Raw genomic sequence first — 21,173 nt, 5'->3', positions numbered from 1 at the left:
CGTGTTAGCGTCCCGGAGCAACTCAAGGATGCTGCGAAGGCGTCCTCACAGGTGTACGGGGCACGGGGCCGGCGGATACGGGGAGACGGGGAGAGCCGTAGTGACCACCGCGGAGCCGAAGCCCAGCCGTGAGGCGGCCGACAGCAGCGGCATCAGGGGCAGCAGGGGCAGTAACGGTAGCGGTAGCAGCAGTGGCAGCACGCGGACAGCCGCGCCCGCCCCGGACGCCCCGGACCGCCCCGCCCCGGACGCCCCGGGGCCGCGCACCGCTCCGGCGCGGCGGACCCGTGCCGAGCGGCTGCTGCGGCACCCGGTGACGATCGCGACGGCGGCCGCCGCGGTCACCCACGTGCTGTGGTTCTTCTTCTTCGCGAACAGCGGCGGCGACCTCGCGGCCCAGGACGCCTGGGCCGAGTTCGTCGGCCGGCATCCGGGTACCGCGTACAACCTCGCCTGGTACGGGGGCATGCACCCCGTCTCGTACAGCGTCGTGTCGCCGTATCTGATGTCCGTGCTCGGTGTGCGTACGACGATGATGGTCGCCGGGACCGTGTCGGCGGCGCTGACCGCGCTGATCGTGGTCCGGGTCCGGGCCGTCCGCAATCCGCTCGCCTGCTCGCTCGCCGGGGTCTTCGCGTACCTGTGCAACGCGCTGTCCGGGCGGGTGACGTTCGGGCTCGGCATGATGTTCGCGGTGGGCGCGGTGGCCGCGGTGTTCTGCTGGCCCCACCTCCGGTGCGAGCACCGGCTCCACCGGAGCAGCTGTCGCTGCGCCCCCCGTAGGCGGTGGGCGAAGGCCGCCGTCGCCGCTCCGCTCGCCGCGCTGGCGACGGCGAGCAGCCCCGTCGCCGGTCTGTTCCTGGGCGTGGTCGCCGCCGCGCTCTTCCTGAACAAACGGCGCCCCGGCGCGTACGCGCTGGGCCTGGCACCGGTCGCGGTCGTGGCGCTGTCCGCGTGGCTGTTCCCGTTCTCCGGTACGCAGCCGATGTCGATCGCGACGCTGTCGCTGCCGTTCCTCTTCGCGGTCCTCGTCCTCGTCCTCGTACCGCGCGACTGGAAGACGGTCCGTACCGCGGCCGCCGTGTACGGCGTCGGGACGCTGCTGACCTATGTGATCGACTCGCAGATCGGCTCGAACGTCACGCGGATGGCGATGCTGTTCGCCGGGGTGGTGCTGCTCGCCGCGCTGCCGTACGCGGAGCCGCGCTCCCGGCGCTGGTACGCGCTGGTTCTCGCCTTCGCCGGGCTGAACTTCTGGATCGGCTTCAAGGGCGTCGACGACATCGTCCGTACCGCCCCCGCCGCGTCCTGGACGCGCGAGCTGGCCCCGCTGGTCAACGAACTCCAGGAGGTCGGGGCCGAGCGCGGGCGGGTCGAGGTCGTGCCCGCGAGCAGCCACCGGGAGGCGTCCGCGCTCGCGCCGTACGTCAATCTGGCCCGTGGCTGGAACCGGCAGGCGGACATGGAGCGCAACCCGCTCTTCTACGACGACACCTTGAACAGCGCCGCCTACCGCGAGTGGCTCGACCGCTGGGCGGTGCACTACGTGGTGCTGCCCCGGGGGACACCGGACTCCACCGGCGCGGTGCAGGAGGCGGAGCTCGTCGACGGCGGGCTGCCGTATCTGAAGCCGGTCTGGTCCGACGCCAACTGGCGGCTCTTCGAGGTCGACAGCCCCGTACCGCTGGCCGATCCGCCCGCCACGGTGGACCGGGCCGGTGCGGACGAGCTGACCATCCATGTGAAGAGCGCCGGCCGGATTCTGATCCGCATTCCGTACTCGCGCTGGCTTGCCCTGGTCGACGACCAGGGCAAGAGCGTCGAGCGGCCGCAGGAGACCGAGGAGTCCAAGCGGCGCGAGGACCAGAACAGCCCGCCGACGTATCTCAACACCAACGGCTGCCTGATCAAGACCGACGAGAACGAGGACGGCGACGAGTGGACGGAACTGCTCGCGCCGCGGCCGGGCGTGTACCGGCTCGCCGCCCCCTACCAGCTGCCTCCCGGTACGCCGTGCCCGGAGGAACTGCGCTGAGCGCGCTCACGTCGCCCTGAGCCACCCGGCAAGGGGTGCCGCATTGCGTCGTCCTGAGCCACCCGGCAGCGGGTGTCGCATCACGTGGTCCTGAGCCACCCGGCAACGGGTGCCGCACGCCCGAGGGGCTGTCGGGCTCATGAACGATCGCGGCTAATCTGCCTGCTTGTCGGTATTTCTCGGGGGCCATGAAAGGCAGGAAGCATGGACTTCCGTCAAATCGAATACTTCAGATCCGTCGTCGAGGCCGGTTCGGTTTCGCAGGCTGCCAAGAACCTCAACATGACGCAGCCGCCGGTGAGTCACGCCATCGCGAAGATGGAGGCGGAGCTCGGGGTGCGTCTCCTTGAGCGGACGGCAAAAGGCGTCCATCCCACCCAGGCCGGGTTCTACCTCCTCTCCAAGGGCGAGCGCCTGGTGGCCGACCGGAATCGCACCGTGGAGACGCTCAAGCTGATGGGCGAGGGCGCGGTGGGAGATCTGCGCATCGGCGTGGAACCCATGGTCATCAACGAGATCATCGCCGACGTCCTGGCCGAGTTCCTCGAACAGGCCCCCGGCGCACGCGTGAGCCTGACCGACGTCACTCCCGACGTCATCATCCAGGGGCTCCGGGCCGGCGAGCTGGACATGGGATGCATCCCTTTCGGGCCGAGCCAATTCGCTGGATTCGTCGCCGAATTCTGCGACTGGTATCCCATCATGGGAATCGACATCAAGCTCGCTGTTCCGCGCTATCGGGCGAGAGAGCAGCACCCCGGCGGTAAAGGGTGGGGGCGTTGGATTCTGCCGTATCGAATTTCGGCATTCGCCGGCATGCCCGACGCCGTCGAGAAAGCCCTGTCGGATGATGAATCCTTCGAAGTGCTCGAAGTCTCCACGCCGCAGACCGCCCTCGCTTTTGTTGCTGCCGGACTGGGTGTCGCTCCCGTGACCGAGCGCATTGCGGGGAAAAGCGATTCGGTGGCCCTCCTCGATCCCCCACGATGGCTGGCTCCCATGCAGGCGACGCTCCTGTGGCGGCGCGAAGGCGAGATCAATCCGCTGATGGAGCGCTGGCTGCAAGCGACTCGAATTGTTGCTGAGCATCGACGTGCGATCGGATCGTGAGCGGAGCCATACAAGAAACTATGCTCCCCTCTATTGAGTCACGTATGGAAGGGGAGGGAAAAAGCAAGTGCACGTCTCGTAAACCGAGATGAATATGGTGTGACGTGCATCACTCGCGGGTGCCCTGCGGCCTCCCTGCCGCGCCCCTGCCGATCTGCGAAATGCCTGTTCAGGGGCTGTTCTCGGGCTGGATGCCGGTCGAGGAGCAGGTCATCGACCGGCGCGCCCGGGCCTCTCTGCGACTCCTGCCATCTATTGCCCCGGAGTACCGGCCATGTAAGTCTTCCGGGCAATTCGACGCCGCAGGCAGCTTCGGATCGGTGAGGGAAATCCTTCTCGGTGGATCGCTGATCGCGTATTGCCTGAACCGGCGCCTTGACCCGATCCATGGGTGAGCAGAAGGGTTTTCGGTTCATGAACAAGGGAAGCGCGAATCAGGCGGCAAGCAATCCTGCCGGCCGTGAATATCTCCCCTTCACCGGAGATGAGTATCTCGAAAGCCTCAACGACGGCCGTGAGGTCTGGATCTACGGCGAGCGGGTGGAGAACATCGCCGAGCATCCCGCGTTCCGTAACTCGGCCCGCATGATCGCTCGCATGTACGACGCCCTGCACGACCCGGCGCGCAAGGACATCCTCACCGCGCCCACGGAGTGGGGTGGTTACACCCACCGCTTCTACCAGGCACCGAAGACCGTCGAGGAGCAGCTGGCCTCCCGCGACGCCATCGCCGAGTGGCAGAAGATCACCTGGGGCTGGATGGGCCGCTCCCCGGACTACAAGGGCTGCTTCCTCGGCACCCTCGGCGCGAACGCGGAGTTCTACCGCGGGTTCGAGGACAACGCGCGCAACTGGTACCGCAAGGCCCAGGAGAAGACGTGGTACATCAACCACGCCATCATGAACCCGCCGGTCGATCGCGGTCTCGGTGCCGACGCGGGCAAGGACGTGTTCGTCCGGGTCACCAAGGAGACCGACGCCGGTTTCTACGTCTCCGGCGCCAAGGTCGTGGCCACGGGTTCGGCCCTGACGCACTACACCTTCGTCGGCCACGTGGGCCAGGTCGCCGTTCAGGACCCGGCCTACTCGCCCGTCTTCATCATGCCCACCAACGCCCCCGGCGTGAAGCTGCTCTGCCGTACGTCCAACGAGTACCGCGCGGCCGTGCTGGGCAGCCCGTTCGACTACCCGCTGTCGAGCCGGCTGGACGAGAACGACGCGATTCTCGTGCTCGACAACGTGTTCATCCCCTGGGAGCACGCGTTCATCTACAACGACCTCGAGCAGGCCAACAAGTACAACATCCACTCGGGCTATCTGGAGCGCGCCTCCCTGCACGGGTGCACCCGCTTCGCCGTCAAGATGGACTTCCTGGTCGGCATGCTGTCCCGGGCCCTCGACGTCACCGGGGCGGGCCAGTTCCACGGCGTCATGTCGCAGCTCGGCGAGGTCATCGCCTGGCGCAACACGTTCTGGGCGCTGTCGGACGCGATGGCGAAGAGCGCGGTGCCGTGGAAGGGCGGCATGATCCAGCCCGACCCGCAGTTCGCCGGCGCGTACCGCGTGATGAACCAGCTGGCCATGCCGAAGATCAAGAACATCATCGAGCAGGTCGTGGCCAGCGGTCTGATCTACCTCAACTCCCACGCCAAGGACTTCAGGACCCCGGAGATCCGTGGCTACCTGGACACCTACCTGCGCGGTACGGGCGGCATCGACGCCGAGGAGCGCGTCAAGGTCATGAAGATGCTCTGGGACTCCATCGGCACGGAGTTCGGCGCCCGCCACGAGCTGTACGAGATCAACTACATCGGCAGCAACGACGTGACGCGCCAGACCAACCTGTTCGGCGCCCGGGGCAGCGGTCTCCTTGACTACTGCAAGGACTTCGCGCAGAGCGCCATGGACGAATACGACCTGGACGGCTGGACCGTGCCGGACCTGATCGGCCCCGACGACGTCAGCATCCTCAAGGGCTGACCGTCCGTGCGGCTCTCCATCGAGGGAGCCCCGGCCCATCCGGCGGCGGGCGACTGAGCTCGCCGCCGCGCTCCCACCCACCACAGGAGGACCCGTGGCTACGGCAATTGATGCTGCCCAAGTCACCTACGAGGCGCCCGATCTCGAGGTGATGGAGAAGTTCCTGACCGCCTTCGGAATGACGAAGGCGGAGGGCAGCGACGACCAGACCCTGTACATGCGGGGGACGGGCGCTCAGCATCACATCCATGTGACGCGCAAGGCCGACAAGCAGCGCTTCGGCGGTGCCTCGATCGAGGTCGCCGCCTTCGACGACCTCGTCGAGCTCGCCGCGAAGCCCGGGTCCTCCCCGGTCCGGGAGTCGACGGAGCCCGGCGGTGGCTACGAGGTCTCGATGACCATGCCCGACGGCATCGGGATCCGGGCGATCTGGGGCCGCGAGAAGGCCGAGCCGATCGCGGACCGGGAACCCTTCGCGGTGAACAACATCCGCGACAAGAACCGGGTGAACGCCTCCGTCCGCGTCTCCGTCGCGCCGTGCACCATCGCGCGCCTGGGCCACTTCGTCCTCCACGTGAAGAACCACGACGCGTCCATGGCCTGGCTCAACGAGAGGTTCAACTTCCTGCCTTCGGACTACTTCGTCCCGCCGGGCGAGGAGGGTCCCATCGTGGGCACCTTCGTCCGGCTGGACCTGGGCGAGCAGCTCGTGGACCACCACTTCATGCTCGTCCTGCAGTCGGACTGGGTGGGAGTCCACCACAGCGCGTTCGAGGTCACCGACATGGATGCGGTGATGTCGTCGCACGACTACCTCCTCCAGGAGGGCTACAGCCTCGACGTCGGAGTCGGCCGCCACATGCTCGGCAGCCAGATCTTCGACTACTGGAAGGACCCGTTCGGCTTCCGTATCGAGCACTACACCGATGGCGACACGGTGGACGCGAGTTACCGGCCGACCAAGTTCAACGGGACCGCCAGCGAGACCACGCAGTGGGGCAACCGTCCGCCTCTGGAGTTCTTCCAGTGACCGGGGAAGCGCGCGTGGACCGCGCCGAACCGCTGCCCGAGTCCGTTCGCGCCCAGCTGACGCTGGCGGGATCGGCCACCGTGGCCAACATGCTGCTCCGGCGCGGCCTGCGGAACGTGATCATGTCGGGCGTCCGGCCGCTGGCGGAAGGCCAGCAGCCGCTGGTGGGTCCGGCCTACACGCTGCGGTTCATCCCCGCACGTGAGGATCTCGACACCCTCACCAACTATGCGAGCAGCGAGAACCTGCACCGGCGTGCGATCGAGGAGTGCCCGCCCGGCGCGGTGCTCGTGATCGACGCGTTCGGTTCCACGGCCGCGGCGTCCATGGGCGACATGATGGCGGCGCGACTGAGGCACCGCGGTGTGTCGGGCGCGGTCACCGACGGCGGCTACCGGGACTCCGGGGCCATCAGGGAGACCGGCCTGCCCTGCTACCAGCGGGACAACGCGCCGAAGGCCACCCCCATCGCCCTGCACCCGGTCGCGCTGGACGAACCCGTCGGCTGCGGCGGAGTGGCGGTCTACCCGGGCGATGTGCTGCTGGGCGACAGCGACGGCGTCGCCGTCATCCCCCGTGACATGGTCGCGGAAATCGCCGCGGAGGCCGCCGACGCCACCGCGTACGAGGAGTTCGCGGCTCTCGAACTCCAGCGAGGCCGGTCCCTCTTCGGGCTCTTCCCCGCCACACCGGAGAGCCGCCAGGAATACGACACGTGGGTGGCCGCCGGCCGCCCGGGTTTGGAGTGAACCGTGGACATCGACCCCGCAAGCATGAAGTCGCTCGAAGTCCTGATCCATGCCACTGATCTCAAGGACGAGGACTGGATCGACTACCCCGACTACGGGTTCCGCCAGTACTTCCTTTTCAAGAACCCGGACACCGGCGCCAGCATCGCCCTTCTGGAGTACGAGAAGGGCGGCACGATCCCGACCAGGCACACGCATGCCTCGAACCAGTTCATGTACTGCCTCGAAGGCGACTACGAGTACACCGACTCCGGCCTCCGGCTGCGTCCTGGTTCGTTCTACATGAACCCGAAGGACCACCCCCATGGCCCGACCCTGGCACACGAGCGCAGCGTGCTCGTCGAGATCTACGACGGCCCGCACTACTACGAGAAGCCCGAGTACCACACCGACGAGACGATCGGGGACTTCCTTGCGAAGGAATGATGCGCCGGCGCCCTCTTCGTATTCCTGCCGAACCCGCGATGTTGATGGGGAACGATGATGACCGAGACCACCAAGACTCTGTTCGACACCGAGAAGGTGCTGGCTGAATTCGGCCTGGACCAGGTGCATTCCGGCACCTACACGGACTCGCTCGGCTGGGGAACCACCGAGGGCCGCCCGGTCATCGAGGCACACTGCCCCGCCGACGGCGAGCTCGTGGGCCGCGTCGCGGCCTCGGACGCCCAGGACTACGAGCTGATCGTGGCCGCCGCCGTCGAGAGGCAGCAGAAGTGGCGGATGGTGCCCGCGCCGCGGCGCGGTGAATTCGTGCGCCGCATCGGCCAGTTGATCGAGGAGAACCTCGACAGCCTGGCCGCCGTCGTCTCGCTGGACACCGGCAAGTCGACGATGGAGGCCAAGGGCGAGCTCCGCGAGGCGATCGACATGTCCACGCTGGCCGCCGGCCAGGCGCGGATGATGTACGGGTTCACCCAGCAGTCCCAGCGTGCCGAGCACCGCATGTACGACCAGTGGCTGCCGCTGGGCGTCGTCGGGCTCATCAGCGCGTACAACTTCCCGGCCGCCGTCTGGGCGCAGAACGGGTTCCTCTCCGCGATCGCCGGCAACACGGTCGTCTGGAAGCCGAGCCCGAAGGTGCCGCTGACCGCCATCGCGGTGCAGAAGCTGGTCAACAAGGCCGCGGCGGAGATGGGATGCGAGGGTGTCTTCTCGCTGTTCATCCCCGATGACAACGCGGTCGCCGAGAAGCTGATCTCCGACACCCGTGTCGCCATGGTCTCGTTCACGGGCTCCACGACCGTGGGCCGGAAGGTCGCCGACATCGTCGGACAGACGCTCGGCCGCCGGTACCAGCTGGAGTGCTCCGGCAACAACGGCTGCATCGTCGACGAGACCGCGGACCTCGAACTCGCCGCGAAGGCGCTGACCTTCGGTGTGGTCGGTACGACCGGCCAGCGATGCACGAGCACCCGCCGCGTCATCGCCCACACCAGCATCGCCGACGAGCTGGTCGAGCTGATGAAGAAGGCCTTCGACCAGATCACCATCGGTGATCCGCGCGAGAAGGACACGGTCGTCGGTCCCCTGATCGACGAGCAGGCGGTGGCGGACTACCGACGCGTCCTCGCCCGCGCCGAGAGCGACGGAGCCACCGTGGTGTACGGCGGCAAGGTGATCGAGCGCCCGGGCCTGTACGTCGAGCCGGCCATCGTCACCGGGGTCGAACCGGACTTCGAGATCGCCCAGTCGGAGACGTTCGTACCGATCGTCTCGGTGCTGACCTACGACGATCTCGACGAGGCCATCGAGATCCACAACGGTGTCGCCCAGGGGCTCGCCTCGGGCATGCACAGCACGAACCTGACCAACATCGAAACCTTCCTGTCGGCCCGCGGCAGCGACTGCGGCATCGTGCGCATCAACATGGGCACCACGGGTGCTGACGTCGGCGCCGCCTTCGGCGGCGAGAAGGAGACCGGCGGTGGCCGTACGGCCGGTTCCGACGCCTGGAAGGGATTCATGCGCCGGCAGAGCGTATGCGTCAACTGGGGCGGGACTTCCGCCTGGGACAGCCGGATCGAGCTCTGAGGATCACAGCCATGAAGAAGGAACGTTTCTCCTCCGACGCCGTGCGAGAGCCGGCGGAGAAGACCTGGTCGAACTGCCTCCGCATCGACGACCTGATCATGATCTCCGGAATGACCGCCCGCGGTCAGGACGGGGAGACCCTCCTCGGCGACACCGCCTACGAACAGGCCAAGGTCGTCTTCCAGAAGATCAAGGACCTGGTCGAGGCGGCCGGCGCCGTCATGGACGACGTCGTCAAGATGACGATCTTCGTCACGGACATGAGTGACAACACCGCGGTGTGGAAGGCCCGTCAGGAGTTCTTCTCCGGCAACTTCCCGGCGTGTTCCCTGGTCCAGGTCGCCGCCCTCGCCAAGCCCGAGATCCTGCTGGAGATCGAGGCCATCGCCGTGGCGGGCTGCAGCACGGACTGACCGTTCGCGGCGACACCAGAAGCGTCCCCCTGCGGAACGCCGCCGCGGTGCTATTCATCCGATGGGTAGGAACTGTGTCTTCACAAACAAGAAATCCCAGATCCACCGATTCAACGCTGGCGACCGCGGCGGAGGACCACTCCCTGGTCAGCGTGCCCACGTCGGAAAGAAGGAGCGGGTACCAGCTCGCCCTCAGCCCGATCAGTGTCGCCACCGCGCTCGTCGTGTTCGCCATCGCGGGCTTCACCGTCGTGCTGGCCGGTTTCACGGTGGGCCTGATCGTCGGTGTCCTCGTCGCGGGCTTTGCCGTGTTCCTCGGTAAAGCCCTCGGGCGGATGGCCTTCGAGACGGGCATGTCCAGCACCATCACCTCCCGGTTCTTCGGATTCGGCTTCATGGGCTCGGCGATCGGCTCGGTCATCTTCGCGTTCATGATCCTCGGCTTCCTGGCCATGGAGGCGGCGCTGCTCTACCAGGGCACGCTGTTGATGCTCGACCTGCCCGACTCGTGGACGATGCGCATCCTCATCTACGGCCTCATGACGCTACTGTGGATCGCCCTCGCCATCTTCGGTCTCAAGCTCGCGCTGCGCGCGTCCGGGGTTCTGACGGCTGTCACGCTGCTCGTCACGATCTACATGATCATTCAGATCTACGTGATCCAGGGCGCCGACCCGATGGACGTGTTCAGCTACGGGGGCGTCGTCCCCGGAGGTCTCTGGCCGCGCTTCGAAGCCGCGATATCGGTCATGGGCGCGACGGCCGGCACCATCGCCCTGGTCACGACGGACTTCGCCCGCTACTGCCGGACGCGCAGGGACGTCACGATCCTGGCCGCGGCCGGGCCGATCACCCAGAACGTCGTGATGACCATCCTGGGATCACTCGTCGTGATCGGCGGCATGCCCGACGTCGTCAACTACCTCATGCACCACAACGCGGGCATGAGCCAGGAAGCGGCCGCCGCCGCGGGCAGCACGTTCGTCATGCAGAACACCGGGGCCTTCTTCGTCATATTCGCGGCCTGGCTGGGCTTCATCACGATCTACGCGGCCCAGGCCAAGGCGCAGGCCATCAACGCCTACTCCGGATCGCTCTCGCTGGTCAACCTGGTGAACTCCCTCACCGGCAGGAAGCCTGGCCGGGCACTGATGGTGGTCGTCGGGAACATCATCGCCCTGGTGATGATCGCCGCCGGAATCCTGGAGCAGTTCAGCTCCTACCTGGCGTATCTGGGAGCCATGACCCTCGGCATGTGCGGCGTGATGATCGCGGACTACTACCTGGTGCGACGGGCACGGTACGACGCCCGCACGCACCGGGTGGAGAAGTGGAACTGGGCCGGAGTCATCACGCTGGTCCTGTCCGGCGCCGTCGGCATGGTCCTGATGGCCACCGATGTCTTCGCCCTCGGCTTCCTGGTCTCGTTCGCCCTGTCGCTCGCCCTCTACCCGGTGCTGCGGAAATGGCTGCCCGAAGGCACCGGCACCTCTTTCGTCGCGGGCGAGGAAGCCGTCGCAGAGGCGCATTGACCCCCAGGCCGGCAGCCGCGTCCGACGCACGCGGCTGCCGGTACCGCCCCCGGCCTCCGTTCGGGGGCCGAACCCACGATTCATCCAGGAGGTTCGGGATGACCGACATCATGTGGGACTCCGAGATCTATGAGAAAGCCGCTGACGCCAAGACCCTCGCGTCCAGCGCCGCGATCCCATCGCTCGCCGATCCCCGTCAACTTCGCAATACGCTGGGCAACTTCGCCACCGGCGTCGTCGTGCTCACCTACCAGGCGGACGACAGCTACTACGGGGTCACGGTGAACTCCTTCACCTCGGTGTCCCTGGACCCGCCCCTGGTGCTGGTCTCCATGCAGCGGACCTCGCGCGCACTGACGTATCTGCTCGAACGCCCCTTCGCGGTCAATGTCCTCGGCGACAACCAGCTCGACACCGCGCTCCACTTCGCGGGCAAGCCGCAGTCCCAGCCCATCGAATGGGTCGGGGACGACGTGGCGCCGCGGATCAACGGTTCACTGGCGTACTTCCAGTGCACGCCATGGGCGGGCTACGACGGCGGGGACCACGCCCTGGTGCTCGGGCGTGTGCTGTCCTACGGCCAGCAGGACGACACCCGGCCCCTGCTCTTCTACCGCGGCCAGTGGAGCGCGCTGGCCCAGGACGCCGAAGACAACGCCAAGGACGGCGCGCAGTCCGAAAGGAGCCGACCGTGACGGTCCACACGCAGGTGGAAGAGGAATTCTCCGGGCTGCTGGAGAAACTGGACGAGATCTACCCGCTCCTGCAGAGCGAGGCCGCGGACAGCGAGCGGCTGCGCCGTCCGACCCCCGTGGTGCAGGACGCACTCCGCGACAGCGGAATCTTCAAGCTGCACGTGCCGGCCGAACTCGGCGGCATGGAGGCTTCGCCCCTGCAGGTCCTGCATGTGGTGGAGAAGCTGTCGCACGCCGACGCCTCGCTGGGCTGGCTCGTGCGCGCCGTCACGAGTGAGACGGCGACGGCGGCCACCTACCTGGGCGACGAGGCGGTGACCGAGCTCTTCGCCGACGGCGGGTGCCCGCTGGTGGCGGGGCAGTCGACCTCGTTCACCGGCCGGGCCGTACGGGTCGACGGCGGCTACCGGGTGAGCGGCGTCTGGCAGTTCGCTCCCGGGGTGTCCATGGCCACGCACCTCAATCTCGCGGCGACGGTCGAGGAGACCGGGGAGCGGCTGGTCTGCCTCGTTCCCCGCTCGGCCGTGCGGATCAGCGACAACTGGGAGATGCTCGGACTGCGCGCGACCGCCAGTCTCGACTACCGGGCCGAGGACGTGCTGGTCGAGGACAAGTACGTGTTCGGCATCGGCCCGGAGAACGCCCGCCGAGGCCGTTCCACGCACTGGCTCAGCCCTGCTCTGCTGGCCGGCCTGCACCAGGCCGCCTGGTCGCAGGGCGTCGGGCGGCGCATGCTCGACGAACTGCGCGAGCTGACCCGGCGCAAGGACCCCGCGGAGGGCTCCCTGGTCACCAGCGACGAGTTCTTCGGCGAGTTCGCGCGGCACTTCTCGCACGTCCGGGGCACGATGGCGCTGCTGCGCGACACCCTGCGCGACAACGAGTCGACGCTCGCCGCGGGAGCCCAGCTGAACGACGAGCAGGAGACGATGTCGCGGCTCGCCTGCAGCCTCGCCACCCGTACCGCGCTGGAGATCAGCCAGCTCGTGCACCGATTCGCGGGTGCGCAGGTCATGCGGGACGGCGTCCTGCAGCGCTTCTTCCGCGACAGCCATGCCGGAAGCCAGCACCGGGGCTCCTCGCACATCGTGACCCAGAAGTGCGGCCGGATGCTGTCGGGCACGCTGCCCGCCGGCTCGCACTGGGGCTTCTTCGACCTGGTCGTCCCCGAGCCGGCCGCCACCGACGCCTGACGGCGCCGGCGCCGTCGAACGGGACAAGAGGAGAAGAGAGACATGAAACTGGCAACCCTGCGCACCCACGACGGGACGATCGCGGCCCGGCTGGACGGTGACGTGCTCACCGAGATCCCCGGCCATGCCGACGTCGGCGCCCTGCTGGCGAACGAGAACTGGCGGGAGATCGCGAGGAACGCCACCGGCAGCCGGCACCGCGTGGACGAGGCCGAACTGGAGACGGTCGTACCGAACCCGTCGAAGGTGCTGTGCGCCGGCCTCAACTACACCGGCCACATCCAGGAGATGGGCCGGGACCTTCCCTCGTACCCCACCCTCTTCGCGAAGTTCGCCGACACCCTGACCGGCCCCACCGACTCCGTGGCGGCCGTGGCGGAAGATCCCGAGATGGACTGGGAGGGCGAACTCGGCGTCGTCGTCGGACGGACCGCGTACAAGGTGGGCGAGGAGGAAGCGGGCGAGTACATCGCCGGCTTCACGGTCGCCAACGACATCTCGATGCGGGGCTGGCAGTACCGTTCGACGGAGTGGCTGCAGGGCAAGATCTGGGCGCGTTCCACCCCGGTGGGCCCGGTCCTGGTCACGCCCGATGAATTCGATCCCACCACCGCGGTCCTGCGCACCACGGTCAACGGGACGTCCGTCCAGGAACACGGGGTCGCGGACCTGCTGTTCACCCCGGCCCACCTGGTCGCGTACGTGTCCACCATGCTGCCGCTGCGTCCCGGGGACCTGATCCTCACCGGAACCCCCGGCGGAGTGGGGCGGGCTCGTACGCCGCAGGTGTACCTGAAGGCCGGCGACGTGGTCGAGGTGACGATCGACGGAATCGGCGCCGTGTCCACGCCGATCGTCTGAACGCCGCGCCGTACGTCCACAGGTGCGGCCGGGGCACTTCACGCCCCACGATGACGTCGGGGAGTGCGCCCAGGTACGCCGTGCTCCTATAGGCCGGGTTCCCGTACTCCGTGTTCCCGTACTCCGTGCTCTCGTACGGGGCGAGGCTCGCTCTGCGATGAGTCCCGCACGTCAGGCACGGTGAGGCTTGCACGCAGCAGGTCCAGGAAGGCCGCGGCGGCGGGGCCGGAGGGGCCGTCCGTCCGCCAGGCCAGAGCGATGCGGGCGCGTAGCCGTGGCCCGGTGATCTCCAGCGTCCGCAGCCCGGAGGCCGACGCCGCGTCGTTCCGAAGGGCCGGAATCACCGCCACGCCGAGACCGCGGACGGCGAGCCGGGCAAGGAACAGCGGGGAGGCCGCCTCGAAGGCGATGCGGGGCCGGAATCCGGCCTGCGCGCACGCGCGGTCGAGTACTCCGCGGATGCCCGTGCCGCGCGGCAGGCTGATCAGCGGGCGATCGCGGAGCTCGGCCAGCGCAATGCTCGTGCGGCCCGCGTGCGTGAGGGCGGGGTCGTCCGGGGCGACGGCGGCCACCAGGGGGTCGTCGATCACGACCTGGAAGGAGATGGCTGGCGGGGGTTCCTCGTCCGCGAGCCCGATGACGGCGATGTCGAGTTCCCCGCGATGCAGTGCGGCGAGCATCCGCTCCGACGTGTCCTCGGTCAGGACGATTTCCACCTGGGGGTGGTTGTCGTGGAAGTCGGCCAGGATGGTGGCCACGTCGAATTCACGGATGGCGGCGCCCGCGGTGCCCGAGATGAGGCCGACGTTGACATGGCCGCGGAGCAGTCCGGTGAACTCGTCCACGGTCTGCCGTACCGCTTCGACTGCGGCCAGCGCGGCCCGCGCGTACGGCAGGACGGCCTCGCCCACTTCCGTCAGGGTCACAGACCGGCCGGAACGGTCGAGCAGCGGCCGGCCGAGTTCCTTCTCCAGTTGCCGGACCTGGGCACTCACCCCCGGCTGTGCCAGGTGCAATCGGGCGGCGGCACGGGTGAAGTTGGCTTCCTCGACCACCGTGACGAAGTACCGCAACTGCCGAATGTCCATAACGGATGATGCTAGCTGCGAGAAATACAAACTCTTGGACTTATGGCAGGGCCGCCGCGACCCTTGAGGCATGGGGAACACAACGGACCGGAGATCAACAGGGGACATCAGAGCGGCGATCGCGGCCGAACGCCGGGAACTGGCGGCCGTGCTGGACGGTTTGCCGCCCGAGAAGTGGGACGCGCCGACCCTGTGCGCGGGGTGGCGGGTACGGGAGGTCGCGGCCCATATGACGATGGGTTTCCGGTACTCGTTCCCCACGATGGTGTGGGAGCTCGTCCGGGCGCGCGGCAAGCTCCACGCGATGACCGATCGCTGTGCCCGTAGGGACGCGGCCAGCCATGCCACGGGCGAACTCGCGGCATTTCTCAGGGACAACGCGGATCACCCGTGGAAGCCGCCGGTCGGCGGGATCGAGGCGGCTCTGGGCCATGACGTGGTCCACGGCCTGGACATCACGGTCGCACTGGACCTCGGCCGCCGGGTTCCCGAAGACCGCGTGCGCATCCTCTTGGCGGGCATCGACGCCAGGACCCTCAAGTTCTTCGGAGCCGACCTCGACGGCATCGAACTCCGCGCCGACGATCTCGACTGGTCCTTCGGTGCCGGAACGCCTGTGTCCGGTGCGGCACAGGACCTCCTCCTGCTCGCCTACGGCCGCAGGCTCCCTCCGGGGCGCCTCCACGGCGGACCGTGCGAACGCTTCGAGGCAGCTCAGGCGTGACTGCGGGAGCCCGCCGGCCTCCACCGTCCTCATCGCTCGGGCCGTGCACCGGACCCGTCCCCCATCAGCCCCACGTACTGGAGCCGACGAACGTGCGCATCCGACTCCTCCAGGGACTCGCCCTGCTCGCCACCGGCCTTCTCGCCGGCGCATTCGGCTACGGCGCGGCCAACCTCGTCCCCACGTTCAACGCCGTACCGCTCGACATGCGGCTGTCGTTCCACGCCGAACTGATGAAGACGAACGGCATCACCATGCAGACCGCGATGGCCGCAGCGACGCTGAGCTCCCTGACGCTCGCCGCCCTGACACGCGGCCGCGCCCGGCTGCTCGCGGGTACGGCAGGTCTGCTGGCCCTCGCGTCCTTCCTGATAACCAGGCTCGGGAACGTGCCGATCAACGGCCGGATCAAGGAGTGGGTGCTCACCTCTGCCCCGGTCGATCACGCGGAAATCCTGCGGCGCTGGGAGCTGTTCAACAACCTGCGTACGCTCACCGCCCTCACCGCGTTCGTGCTGCTGATCGTCCTTGCCCTGAAGCAACCACCGGCCGAGGGCGACGGTGAGGAGTGACCTTCCGTCCGGCGCCCGGCCGTACCGGACGCCCGACCGCTCGTTGACCAGGACGGCTGCTCGTCGACCAGCCCGGCTACTCGTTGACCAGGACGGGGACGGAGACGACGGCGGCCGCCGCGGTGCCGGTGAGCTTGGTGGCGGGCGCCTTGAAGTCGATGCCCTCGCCCGCCGCGCGCGGCCCGTCGTGGTGATGGCCGCCCTCTGCGTCCTGCCCCTCTTCCTGGTACTGGAAGCTGCCGGTGCCGATGAAACGACCCTGGGAATCGTAGTAGGCGGCACTCAGCTCCAGCGCGAGCACATCGCTGACGTCGGAGGTAATGGCCAGATGCCCGCTGACGGCGGACCCGCCGGTGAGCGTGAGCCGCGTGAGGCGGACGCGGTCGGTGAACGGCCCTTCCTCGACACGTACCTCGCCCTGTTCGGGGGGCGCCGGGAGCGTCGCGGCCGGGGACGGCGCGGAACGGGGAGGGGGCAGGGGCAGACCGGTGGCCGAGGTGGCGGCCGCGAGCGGCTCGCCCTTGCCCGGGTCGGTCCCCCCGGAGGTGCCGCAGCCCGTGAGAGCGGTCAGCGCGAGAGCGCCCAGCGCGGCGGCCGTCGTGATGCGGATCGGGTGTCTCATCGGACATGCTCCTGGAATACGAACGACCCGGGGCCGGGAGGGGCACCCCCTCCCGGCCCCGGATCGTGTGGCTGAGCGAGGGTCAGTGGCCGCGCGGTGCGGTGCCGAACAGCGAGCGGTACATCTTGCCGTAGAGCTCGGTGTTGTCCTGGCTGGCGGCGAAGGCGCTGTTACCCGGTCCGTACGCGTAGATCGGCACATCGGCGCCGGTGTGGTTACCGGACAGGTAGGTCAGCCAGAGGCTGGCGTCCTCGCTGCCGTCCTTCACACCCGCCGGGTCGTCGGGGGTACGGAAGGTGGCCGGGCCGAAGTTCTTGGCGTCGCCGGCACCCGAGCCGTTGACGATGCCGGAGGAGCGGGCCGGGTCCTTGACGTTGGCCGAGGACGAGCGCGCGGGCACGGAGTTGTTGGCCGTGTTGCCCGAGTCGTTGTTGGCCGGCGGGGCCGCCGCCTCGGCGTTGGTGAAGGTGCCCTTCTCGATGATGTTGAAGCCGGCGCACTCGTGGTCCGCCGTCACGACGACGAGGGTGTGGCCGTCCTTCTTCGCGAAGTCCGTGGCGGCCTTGACCGCGTCGTCGAACGCCTTGATCTCGCCCAGGGTCTGCGACGCGTCGTTGGCGTGCGAGCGCTTGTCGATCAGTGCGCCTTCGACCTGGAGCAGGAAGCCCTTCTTGGACCGGCCGTCGAGCAGCGAGATCGACTTCTTGGTCAGCTCGGCGAGCGTCGGCTCCTTCTTCTCCGGAGCGGCGGCGGGCAGTCCGGCCTTGGACGTCTCGACCGTCAGGTTCCCGCGGTTGAACAGTCCGACGACCTTGCCGCTCTTGACCTTGTCGAGATCGGCCTTGGTCGCGACCTTCTGGCTCTCAGCGGTCTGGGCGGGCAGCGCGGGGTCGCCGAAGCTGCCGAGCACCTGGTAGCCCTGCGACCCCAGCGCCTTCTGGTCGTCCGGCGCGAAGCGTGCGAGGCCGCCGCCGAAGATCACGTCGGCGGTGCCGTTACGGGCGATCTGCTGGGCGATCGGCGTGATCAGGGTCTTGTCGGCGGGCTTGTCCTCGTACGACCCGTCGTCCTTCTTCGGCAGGCACGCGGCGTCGGAGTACACCGGGCCCTGGCAGCCGCGCAGCAGAGCATGGCTCATCTGGGCGGCCGGGGTGGCGTCGGTGATCTCGGCGGTGGACACGTTGCCGGTCGCGAAGCCCGACTTCTTGGCCTGCTCCATCAGCGTGGGCAGCTTCTTCTCGTACGAGTCGACGCCGATGGCCGCGTTGTACGTCTTCACACCGGAGGACCACGCGGTGGCCGCGCTGGCGGAGTCGGTGACCAGCGCCGGCCGGTCACTGCCCTTCTCGACGGCGGACGTCGCCACCGCGCCATAGCTCGGCAGCCGCTCCATGTTCAGCTTGCCCTCGGCGCCGTAGTAGCGCTCGCGCCCGGCGGTGACATGGGTACGGCCCATGCCGTCGCCGAGCAGGTAGATGACGTTACGGATCTCCGGCTTCTTGCCATTGCCGCCCTGCTGGGGCGCGGAGTTGGCGGTCGCCGCGGTGCTGGCGGCAAGTGCACCGGTCACGGCGAGAACCGCCAGGATCTTGCTTGGTCTGCTGCGCATTTGCGGGGTGCTCTCCTCGGACGTTGGACGATGCGCCGGGACAGGCCGGGCGAGGCAAACGGTAGGAGCAGGACATGAACGCGGCACCAATACCGGGCGCCGTGCCGATGTAGAACGCCAACCCAATGCTTTAAAAATGTCGCAACCGGATAACTCATAGGTGTCAAGGGCGCGGTCCTGATCCTGCTTCGCTCCGATATTGGCCAGTGGCGGGCGAATCCCGCGGGCCCGGACGAATGGCGGGTGTTCCTCGGGCGGGAAGCCGTAAAGGCGGCTGTTCTCCGCTGTTCGTCGTTGATCTGATCGGCCATGGAGCCGAGCCACCCCGGCAGTGCGGCAGGCACAGGTCCGGGGAGATCGCGCTGCTCTGTGTCGACGGGCCAGGCTGTACGCGGGGCGCATCAGCCCCGGGCCGGACTCAGCCCGAGGCCGGACCGGGCCCCGAGGGCCCTTGACGGCTCACGCGCGAGTGCGGGGGCTCGCGGCCTCCAGCTGTCCGTGGGCTGTCGCGAGCCGCGCGGGCGGCCGGACATCGGCCATGCGCCGCTCCGGGCCGCGCCGCCGCAGCACGACGTAACCGAAGAACGCGGCCGGACCGAAGAAGATCTGCGCGGGCACAACCTTCGGAAGGTGTCCGGTGAGCGCCTCGACCGTGATGGGTGTCAGCGTCGGCACGAGCGCGCCGAACACGGCGACCAGCCCAAGAGCCAAGGTCAGCCCCGAACGTCCGTACGCCTTGTAGGCCACGGTGGTGAAGAGGGCGTACACGAGGAGGTCGCCCATGCCGAGGACGGCACCGAACTCGCCCATGCGCAGCCCGGCCGATGGCGCGAAGGCGTAGCCCTGCACAGCGTCGAACAGCTTCTGGGTGAGCGGCACGACGGTGGCGAAGAAGAGGTCATACACGGCGAGCGCCAGCGCGAAGCGGGAGATGTGCCGCAGCTTCAAGCCGCCCTGCGCGTTGAGGTTGGCGGCGCCGACCGCCATCATCATGATGACCACGCTGTTGACCAGCCAGTACGGCAGGGCGTGGGTGGGATCGTCCTCGGCGGCGCGCGCGGCGAGCCAGTCGGCGGCCAGCAGACCGACGATGAGCGACCAGCGAACCAGTCCACGCCGGACGACGGGCCCGTAACCGACCGCGAGACCACCGGCCAGCGTCAGCCCCAGCACGGGCGGCAGCAGCCAGCCCGGAAGGGAGAGGTAGAGGAAGGGCAGCGCGACGACGAAGCCCATCATGATGACCATGTCATTGCCGTTGAAGGCACCGACGGCCGGGCGCGGCAGCGTGACCCGCCGGAAGTAGGCGACCGAGGCGAGTGAGACACCCAGGGCGACGGCGAGCGTCACGAGGACGAAGAACACGCTCTGCGCGGCGGTCATGAGGCCCACCCGGCGAAGGCGAAGCTGTTCTCGACCAGATCGCAGCGGTAGCGCCGCAGCTCAGGTCCTTCCACCGGTACGACGTCGACGGTGGCGGCGATGCCCGCCTCGGCGAAATGATGCGCGATGCCGCTCGTCTCCGGCACCGAGGAAGCAGCCACCTCCACATGAAGCCGACCGTCCACCACGTCGGCGCGATAGCGCATGGGCCAGCGCGCGCCGGGCAGCGCGTCGAGGACCTCGATGATCTCGCGCGGGGTCACCGGGCCATCCTGGGTGCGCAGCACATGGTCCGCCTTGCCGAGGATGTGCGAGGTCGCCGGCACGTTCGCCATCTCGCAGGTGAGCGGCGCGTCGGGCAGTTGCCGCACCAGGTCCCGGGTGTCGTAGCGGAAGAGCGGCATGCACTCCCGGTAGGGGAAGAAGGGCGTGGCGACGATCGTGCCGAGCGCTTCGGGCAGGGCTTTCCTTCCGGTGTCGAGGTCGCAGACCTCCACCAGGCCGATGCCCGCGTCGATGTGGAGATGCCGCTGCCGGCAGATCGCGCCCGCCACCGGCGTCACCTCGGTCATGCCGTAGCCGTCGTGGACGGTGACGCCGAAGGTCTCCTCGGCGGCGGCCGCGAGGGCGGGTGAGAGCACTTCGCTGCCGACATTGATGCGGCGCAGCCGGAAGTCCGCGGGGCCGAGTCCCCGTTCGCGAGCCAGTCGGATCAGCTGCCCCAGATAGCTGGGATAGGTGGCCATCAGGGTTGGCGCCGATTCGTCGGTGCCCGCCGTGAGGTCCAGTGTCTCCGCGGGCGGCACCAGGCCCACCATCCGGATCGCCGCTCCGGCCAAGCGGGCGACCTGCATCTCCGCGTACGCCGTGCCGGTCGCACGGGAGCTGACGTTGAACTGGACCAGGTCGGTGGTGCGGACGTTGCCGCGCAGCACCTGGGAGAGCGCGACGAGTGCGGGCCACAGGCGCTCCTCGTAGCGGGAGTACCAGATCTCGGTGGGCCGGCCTGTCGTCCCAGTGGTCCGGGAAGCAAGGAAGGGCTCGCCGCAGAGGAAGTCGCGGGGCCGCTTGACCAGGTCGGTCTTGGTGGTGACGGGCACTGCGTCGATGTTCTCGGTGGTCAGTGCACCCGGGTCGACCCCCGCAGCCGCGAAGTGGTCGGCATAGAAAGGCGACTTCGCCGCGAGGCGTTTCGCGGTGCGGCGCAGGGCCTTGTTGGTGAGGTCGGTGCGCATCTGCGGGTCGGCAGCGGCGCCGCGCAGCAACTGTTCGACGTCCTCGCCGGGCGAGCCGAACTCGGCGAGTGTTGCCAGCGCGTCCTCGACGAGCCGTTCGGCGGAACGCACATTGATCGGACGGCCGAGCACCATGGCCAGCGCCATCCGGAACTGCCGTATCCCCGCGTCGAACATGGATCCTTCCCCCGCCCTCGCCCTCGCCCCCGGCCCCGTCGACGTGGTGGGGTGGGCGACCGTGGCCGCCCACCCCACCCTCGCGTCAGCTGGGGCAGTTCGTGAAGAGCACCGCCGCCAGAGAACCCATG

At 68.4% G+C, this 21,173-nt stretch carries 19 protein-coding genes; 14 read left to right on the top strand and 5 right to left on the bottom strand.

Annotation, left to right across the window (positions count from 1 at the left end):
- Positions 1-100 precede the first annotated feature (100 nt).
- From OG306_RS15690 to OG306_RS15635, 12 genes are all read left to right on the top strand, one after another.
- Positions 101-2,035, top strand: coding sequence for an MFS transporter (locus OG306_RS15690; RefSeq protein WP_371665399.1), 1,935 nt, complete (start codon positions 101-103; stop codon positions 2,033-2,035).
- Between the two features lie 204 nt (positions 2,036-2,239).
- On the top strand, positions 2,240-3,145 hold the full coding sequence (locus OG306_RS15685; protein WP_266746785.1) for a LysR family transcriptional regulator: 906 nt from the start codon (positions 2,240-2,242) through the stop codon (positions 3,143-3,145).
- Between the two features lie 414 nt (positions 3,146-3,559).
- Positions 3,560-5,125 (top strand): 4-hydroxyphenylacetate 3-hydroxylase N-terminal domain-containing protein, encoded by a 1,566-nt coding sequence (locus OG306_RS15680; protein WP_371665398.1) that lies wholly within the window; start codon positions 3,560-3,562, stop codon positions 5,123-5,125.
- Between the two features lie 94 nt (positions 5,126-5,219).
- On the top strand, positions 5,220-6,155 hold the full coding sequence (locus tag OG306_RS15675) for a VOC family protein (RefSeq protein ID WP_266746782.1): 936 nt from the start codon (positions 5,220-5,222) through the stop codon (positions 6,153-6,155).
- Between the two features lie 14 nt (positions 6,156-6,169).
- The gene (locus OG306_RS15670; RefSeq protein ID WP_266746781.1) at positions 6,170-6,904 is read left to right on the top strand and encodes a dimethylmenaquinone methyltransferase; all 735 of its coding nucleotides are present in this window, start codon (positions 6,170-6,172) and stop codon (positions 6,902-6,904) included.
- 3 nt (positions 6,905-6,907) lie between these two features.
- Positions 6,908-7,330 (top strand): cupin domain-containing protein, encoded by a 423-nt coding sequence (locus tag OG306_RS15665; protein WP_266746780.1) that lies wholly within the window; start codon positions 6,908-6,910, stop codon positions 7,328-7,330.
- A 57-nt stretch (positions 7,331-7,387) separates the two neighbouring features.
- The gene (locus OG306_RS15660) at positions 7,388-8,938 is read left to right on the top strand and encodes an aldehyde dehydrogenase family protein (protein WP_266746779.1); all 1,551 of its coding nucleotides are present in this window, start codon (positions 7,388-7,390) and stop codon (positions 8,936-8,938) included.
- An 11-nt stretch (positions 8,939-8,949) separates the two neighbouring features.
- Positions 8,950-9,351: a RidA family protein gene (locus tag OG306_RS15655; protein ID WP_266746778.1), complete on the top strand. Its 402-nt coding sequence runs from the start codon at positions 8,950-8,952 to the stop codon at positions 9,349-9,351.
- Positions 9,352-9,503: 152 nt separating this feature from the next.
- Complete coding sequence (locus OG306_RS15650) at positions 9,504-10,883, top strand: purine-cytosine permease family protein (RefSeq protein ID WP_266746777.1); 1,380 nt, start codon at positions 9,504-9,506, stop codon at positions 10,881-10,883.
- Between the two features lie 98 nt (positions 10,884-10,981).
- Positions 10,982-11,578, top strand: coding sequence for a flavin reductase family protein (locus tag OG306_RS15645; protein ID WP_266746776.1), 597 nt, complete (start codon positions 10,982-10,984; stop codon positions 11,576-11,578).
- The gene (locus OG306_RS15640; RefSeq protein ID WP_266746775.1) at positions 11,575-12,771 is read left to right on the top strand and encodes an acyl-CoA dehydrogenase family protein; all 1,197 of its coding nucleotides are present in this window, start codon (positions 11,575-11,577) and stop codon (positions 12,769-12,771) included. The genes OG306_RS15645 and OG306_RS15640 overlap by 4 nt, the downstream gene beginning before the upstream one ends.
- Before the next feature lie 42 nt (positions 12,772-12,813).
- Positions 12,814-13,632, top strand: a complete 819-nt coding sequence (locus OG306_RS15635) for a fumarylacetoacetate hydrolase family protein (RefSeq protein WP_266746774.1) — start codon at positions 12,814-12,816, stop codon at positions 13,630-13,632.
- A gap of 86 nt (positions 13,633-13,718) precedes the next feature.
- Here the strand turns inward: OG306_RS15635 and OG306_RS15630 are convergent, their stop codons facing one another.
- A complete protein-coding gene (locus OG306_RS15630; RefSeq protein ID WP_371665397.1) occupies positions 13,719-14,720 on the bottom strand; it encodes a LysR family transcriptional regulator in 1,002 nt (333 codons plus the stop codon).
- A 70-nt stretch (positions 14,721-14,790) separates the two neighbouring features.
- Here OG306_RS15630 and OG306_RS15625 point away from each other — a divergent pair, with 70 nt between their 5' ends.
- Both OG306_RS15625 and OG306_RS15620 read left to right on the top strand, forming a co-directional pair.
- Positions 14,791-15,444: a maleylpyruvate isomerase family mycothiol-dependent enzyme gene (locus OG306_RS15625; RefSeq protein WP_327259117.1), complete on the top strand. Its 654-nt coding sequence runs from the start codon at positions 14,791-14,793 to the stop codon at positions 15,442-15,444.
- Between the two features lie 92 nt (positions 15,445-15,536).
- On the top strand, positions 15,537-16,016 hold the full coding sequence (locus tag OG306_RS15620; protein ID WP_266746771.1) for a DUF1772 domain-containing protein: 480 nt from the start codon (positions 15,537-15,539) through the stop codon (positions 16,014-16,016).
- Between the two features lie 76 nt (positions 16,017-16,092).
- On the opposite strand, the gene OG306_RS15615 is transcribed toward OG306_RS15620, so the two are convergent.
- The 4 genes from OG306_RS15615 to OG306_RS15600 all read right to left on the bottom strand — a co-directional run bounded on the left by OG306_RS15615 (position 16,093) and on the right by OG306_RS15600 (position 21,042).
- On the bottom strand, positions 16,093-16,638 hold the full coding sequence (locus tag OG306_RS15615) for a hypothetical protein (protein WP_266746770.1): 546 nt from the start codon (positions 16,636-16,638) through the stop codon (positions 16,093-16,095).
- 82 nt (positions 16,639-16,720) lie between these two features.
- The gene (locus OG306_RS15610) at positions 16,721-18,247 is read right to left on the bottom strand and encodes an alkaline phosphatase (RefSeq protein WP_266746769.1); all 1,527 of its coding nucleotides are present in this window, start codon (positions 18,245-18,247) and stop codon (positions 16,721-16,723) included.
- 459 nt (positions 18,248-18,706) lie between these two features.
- Complete coding sequence (locus tag OG306_RS15605; protein ID WP_266746768.1) at positions 18,707-19,630, bottom strand: hypothetical protein; 924 nt, start codon at positions 19,628-19,630, stop codon at positions 18,707-18,709.
- On the bottom strand, positions 19,627-21,042 hold the full coding sequence (locus OG306_RS15600; protein ID WP_371665396.1) for a phenylacetate--CoA ligase family protein: 1,416 nt from the start codon (positions 21,040-21,042) through the stop codon (positions 19,627-19,629). The genes OG306_RS15605 and OG306_RS15600 overlap by 4 nt, the downstream gene beginning before the upstream one ends.
- Positions 21,043-21,173: the final 131 nt, after the last annotated feature.

Source organism: Streptomyces sp. NBC_01241 (assembly GCF_041435435.1).
Taxonomy (GTDB): domain Bacteria; phylum Actinomycetota; class Actinomycetes; order Streptomycetales; family Streptomycetaceae; genus Streptomyces.
The sequence above is the reverse complement of the archived record's forward strand: the minus strand, read 5'-3'. Positions and strand labels throughout refer to the sequence as shown.

Excerpts from the sequence above, each read along its gene's own strand:
- OG306_RS15660 (WP_266746779.1), top strand. The coding sequence starts at position 7,388 with ATGACCGAGACCACCAAGACTCTGTTCGACACCGAGAAGGTGCTGGCT.
- OG306_RS15625 (WP_327259117.1), top strand. The coding sequence starts at position 14,791 with ATGGGGAACACAACGGACCGGAGATCAACAGGGGACATCAGAGCGGCG.
- OG306_RS15610 (WP_266746769.1), bottom strand. The coding sequence starts at position 18,247 with ATGCGCAGCAGACCAAGCAAGATCCTGGCGGTTCTCGCCGTGACCGGT.
- OG306_RS15680 (WP_371665398.1), top strand. The coding sequence starts at position 3,560 with ATGAACAAGGGAAGCGCGAATCAGGCGGCAAGCAATCCTGCCGGCCGT.
- OG306_RS15605 (WP_266746768.1), bottom strand. The coding sequence starts at position 19,630 with ATGACCGCCGCGCAGAGCGTGTTCTTCGTCCTCGTGACGCTCGCCGTC.
- OG306_RS15655 (WP_266746778.1), top strand. The coding sequence starts at position 8,950 with ATGAAGAAGGAACGTTTCTCCTCCGACGCCGTGCGAGAGCCGGCGGAG.
- OG306_RS15685 (WP_266746785.1), top strand. The coding sequence starts at position 2,240 with ATGGACTTCCGTCAAATCGAATACTTCAGATCCGTCGTCGAGGCCGGT.
- OG306_RS15615 (WP_266746770.1), bottom strand. The coding sequence starts at position 16,638 with ATGAGACACCCGATCCGCATCACGACGGCCGCCGCGCTGGGCGCTCTC.
- OG306_RS15645 (WP_266746776.1), top strand. The coding sequence starts at position 10,982 with ATGACCGACATCATGTGGGACTCCGAGATCTATGAGAAAGCCGCTGAC.
- OG306_RS15630 (WP_371665397.1), bottom strand. The coding sequence starts at position 14,720 with ATGGACATTCGGCAGTTGCGGTACTTCGTCACGGTGGTCGAGGAAGCC.
- OG306_RS15635 (WP_266746774.1), top strand. The coding sequence starts at position 12,814 with ATGAAACTGGCAACCCTGCGCACCCACGACGGGACGATCGCGGCCCGG.
- OG306_RS15600 (WP_371665396.1), bottom strand. The coding sequence starts at position 21,042 with ATGTTCGACGCGGGGATACGGCAGTTCCGGATGGCGCTGGCCATGGTG.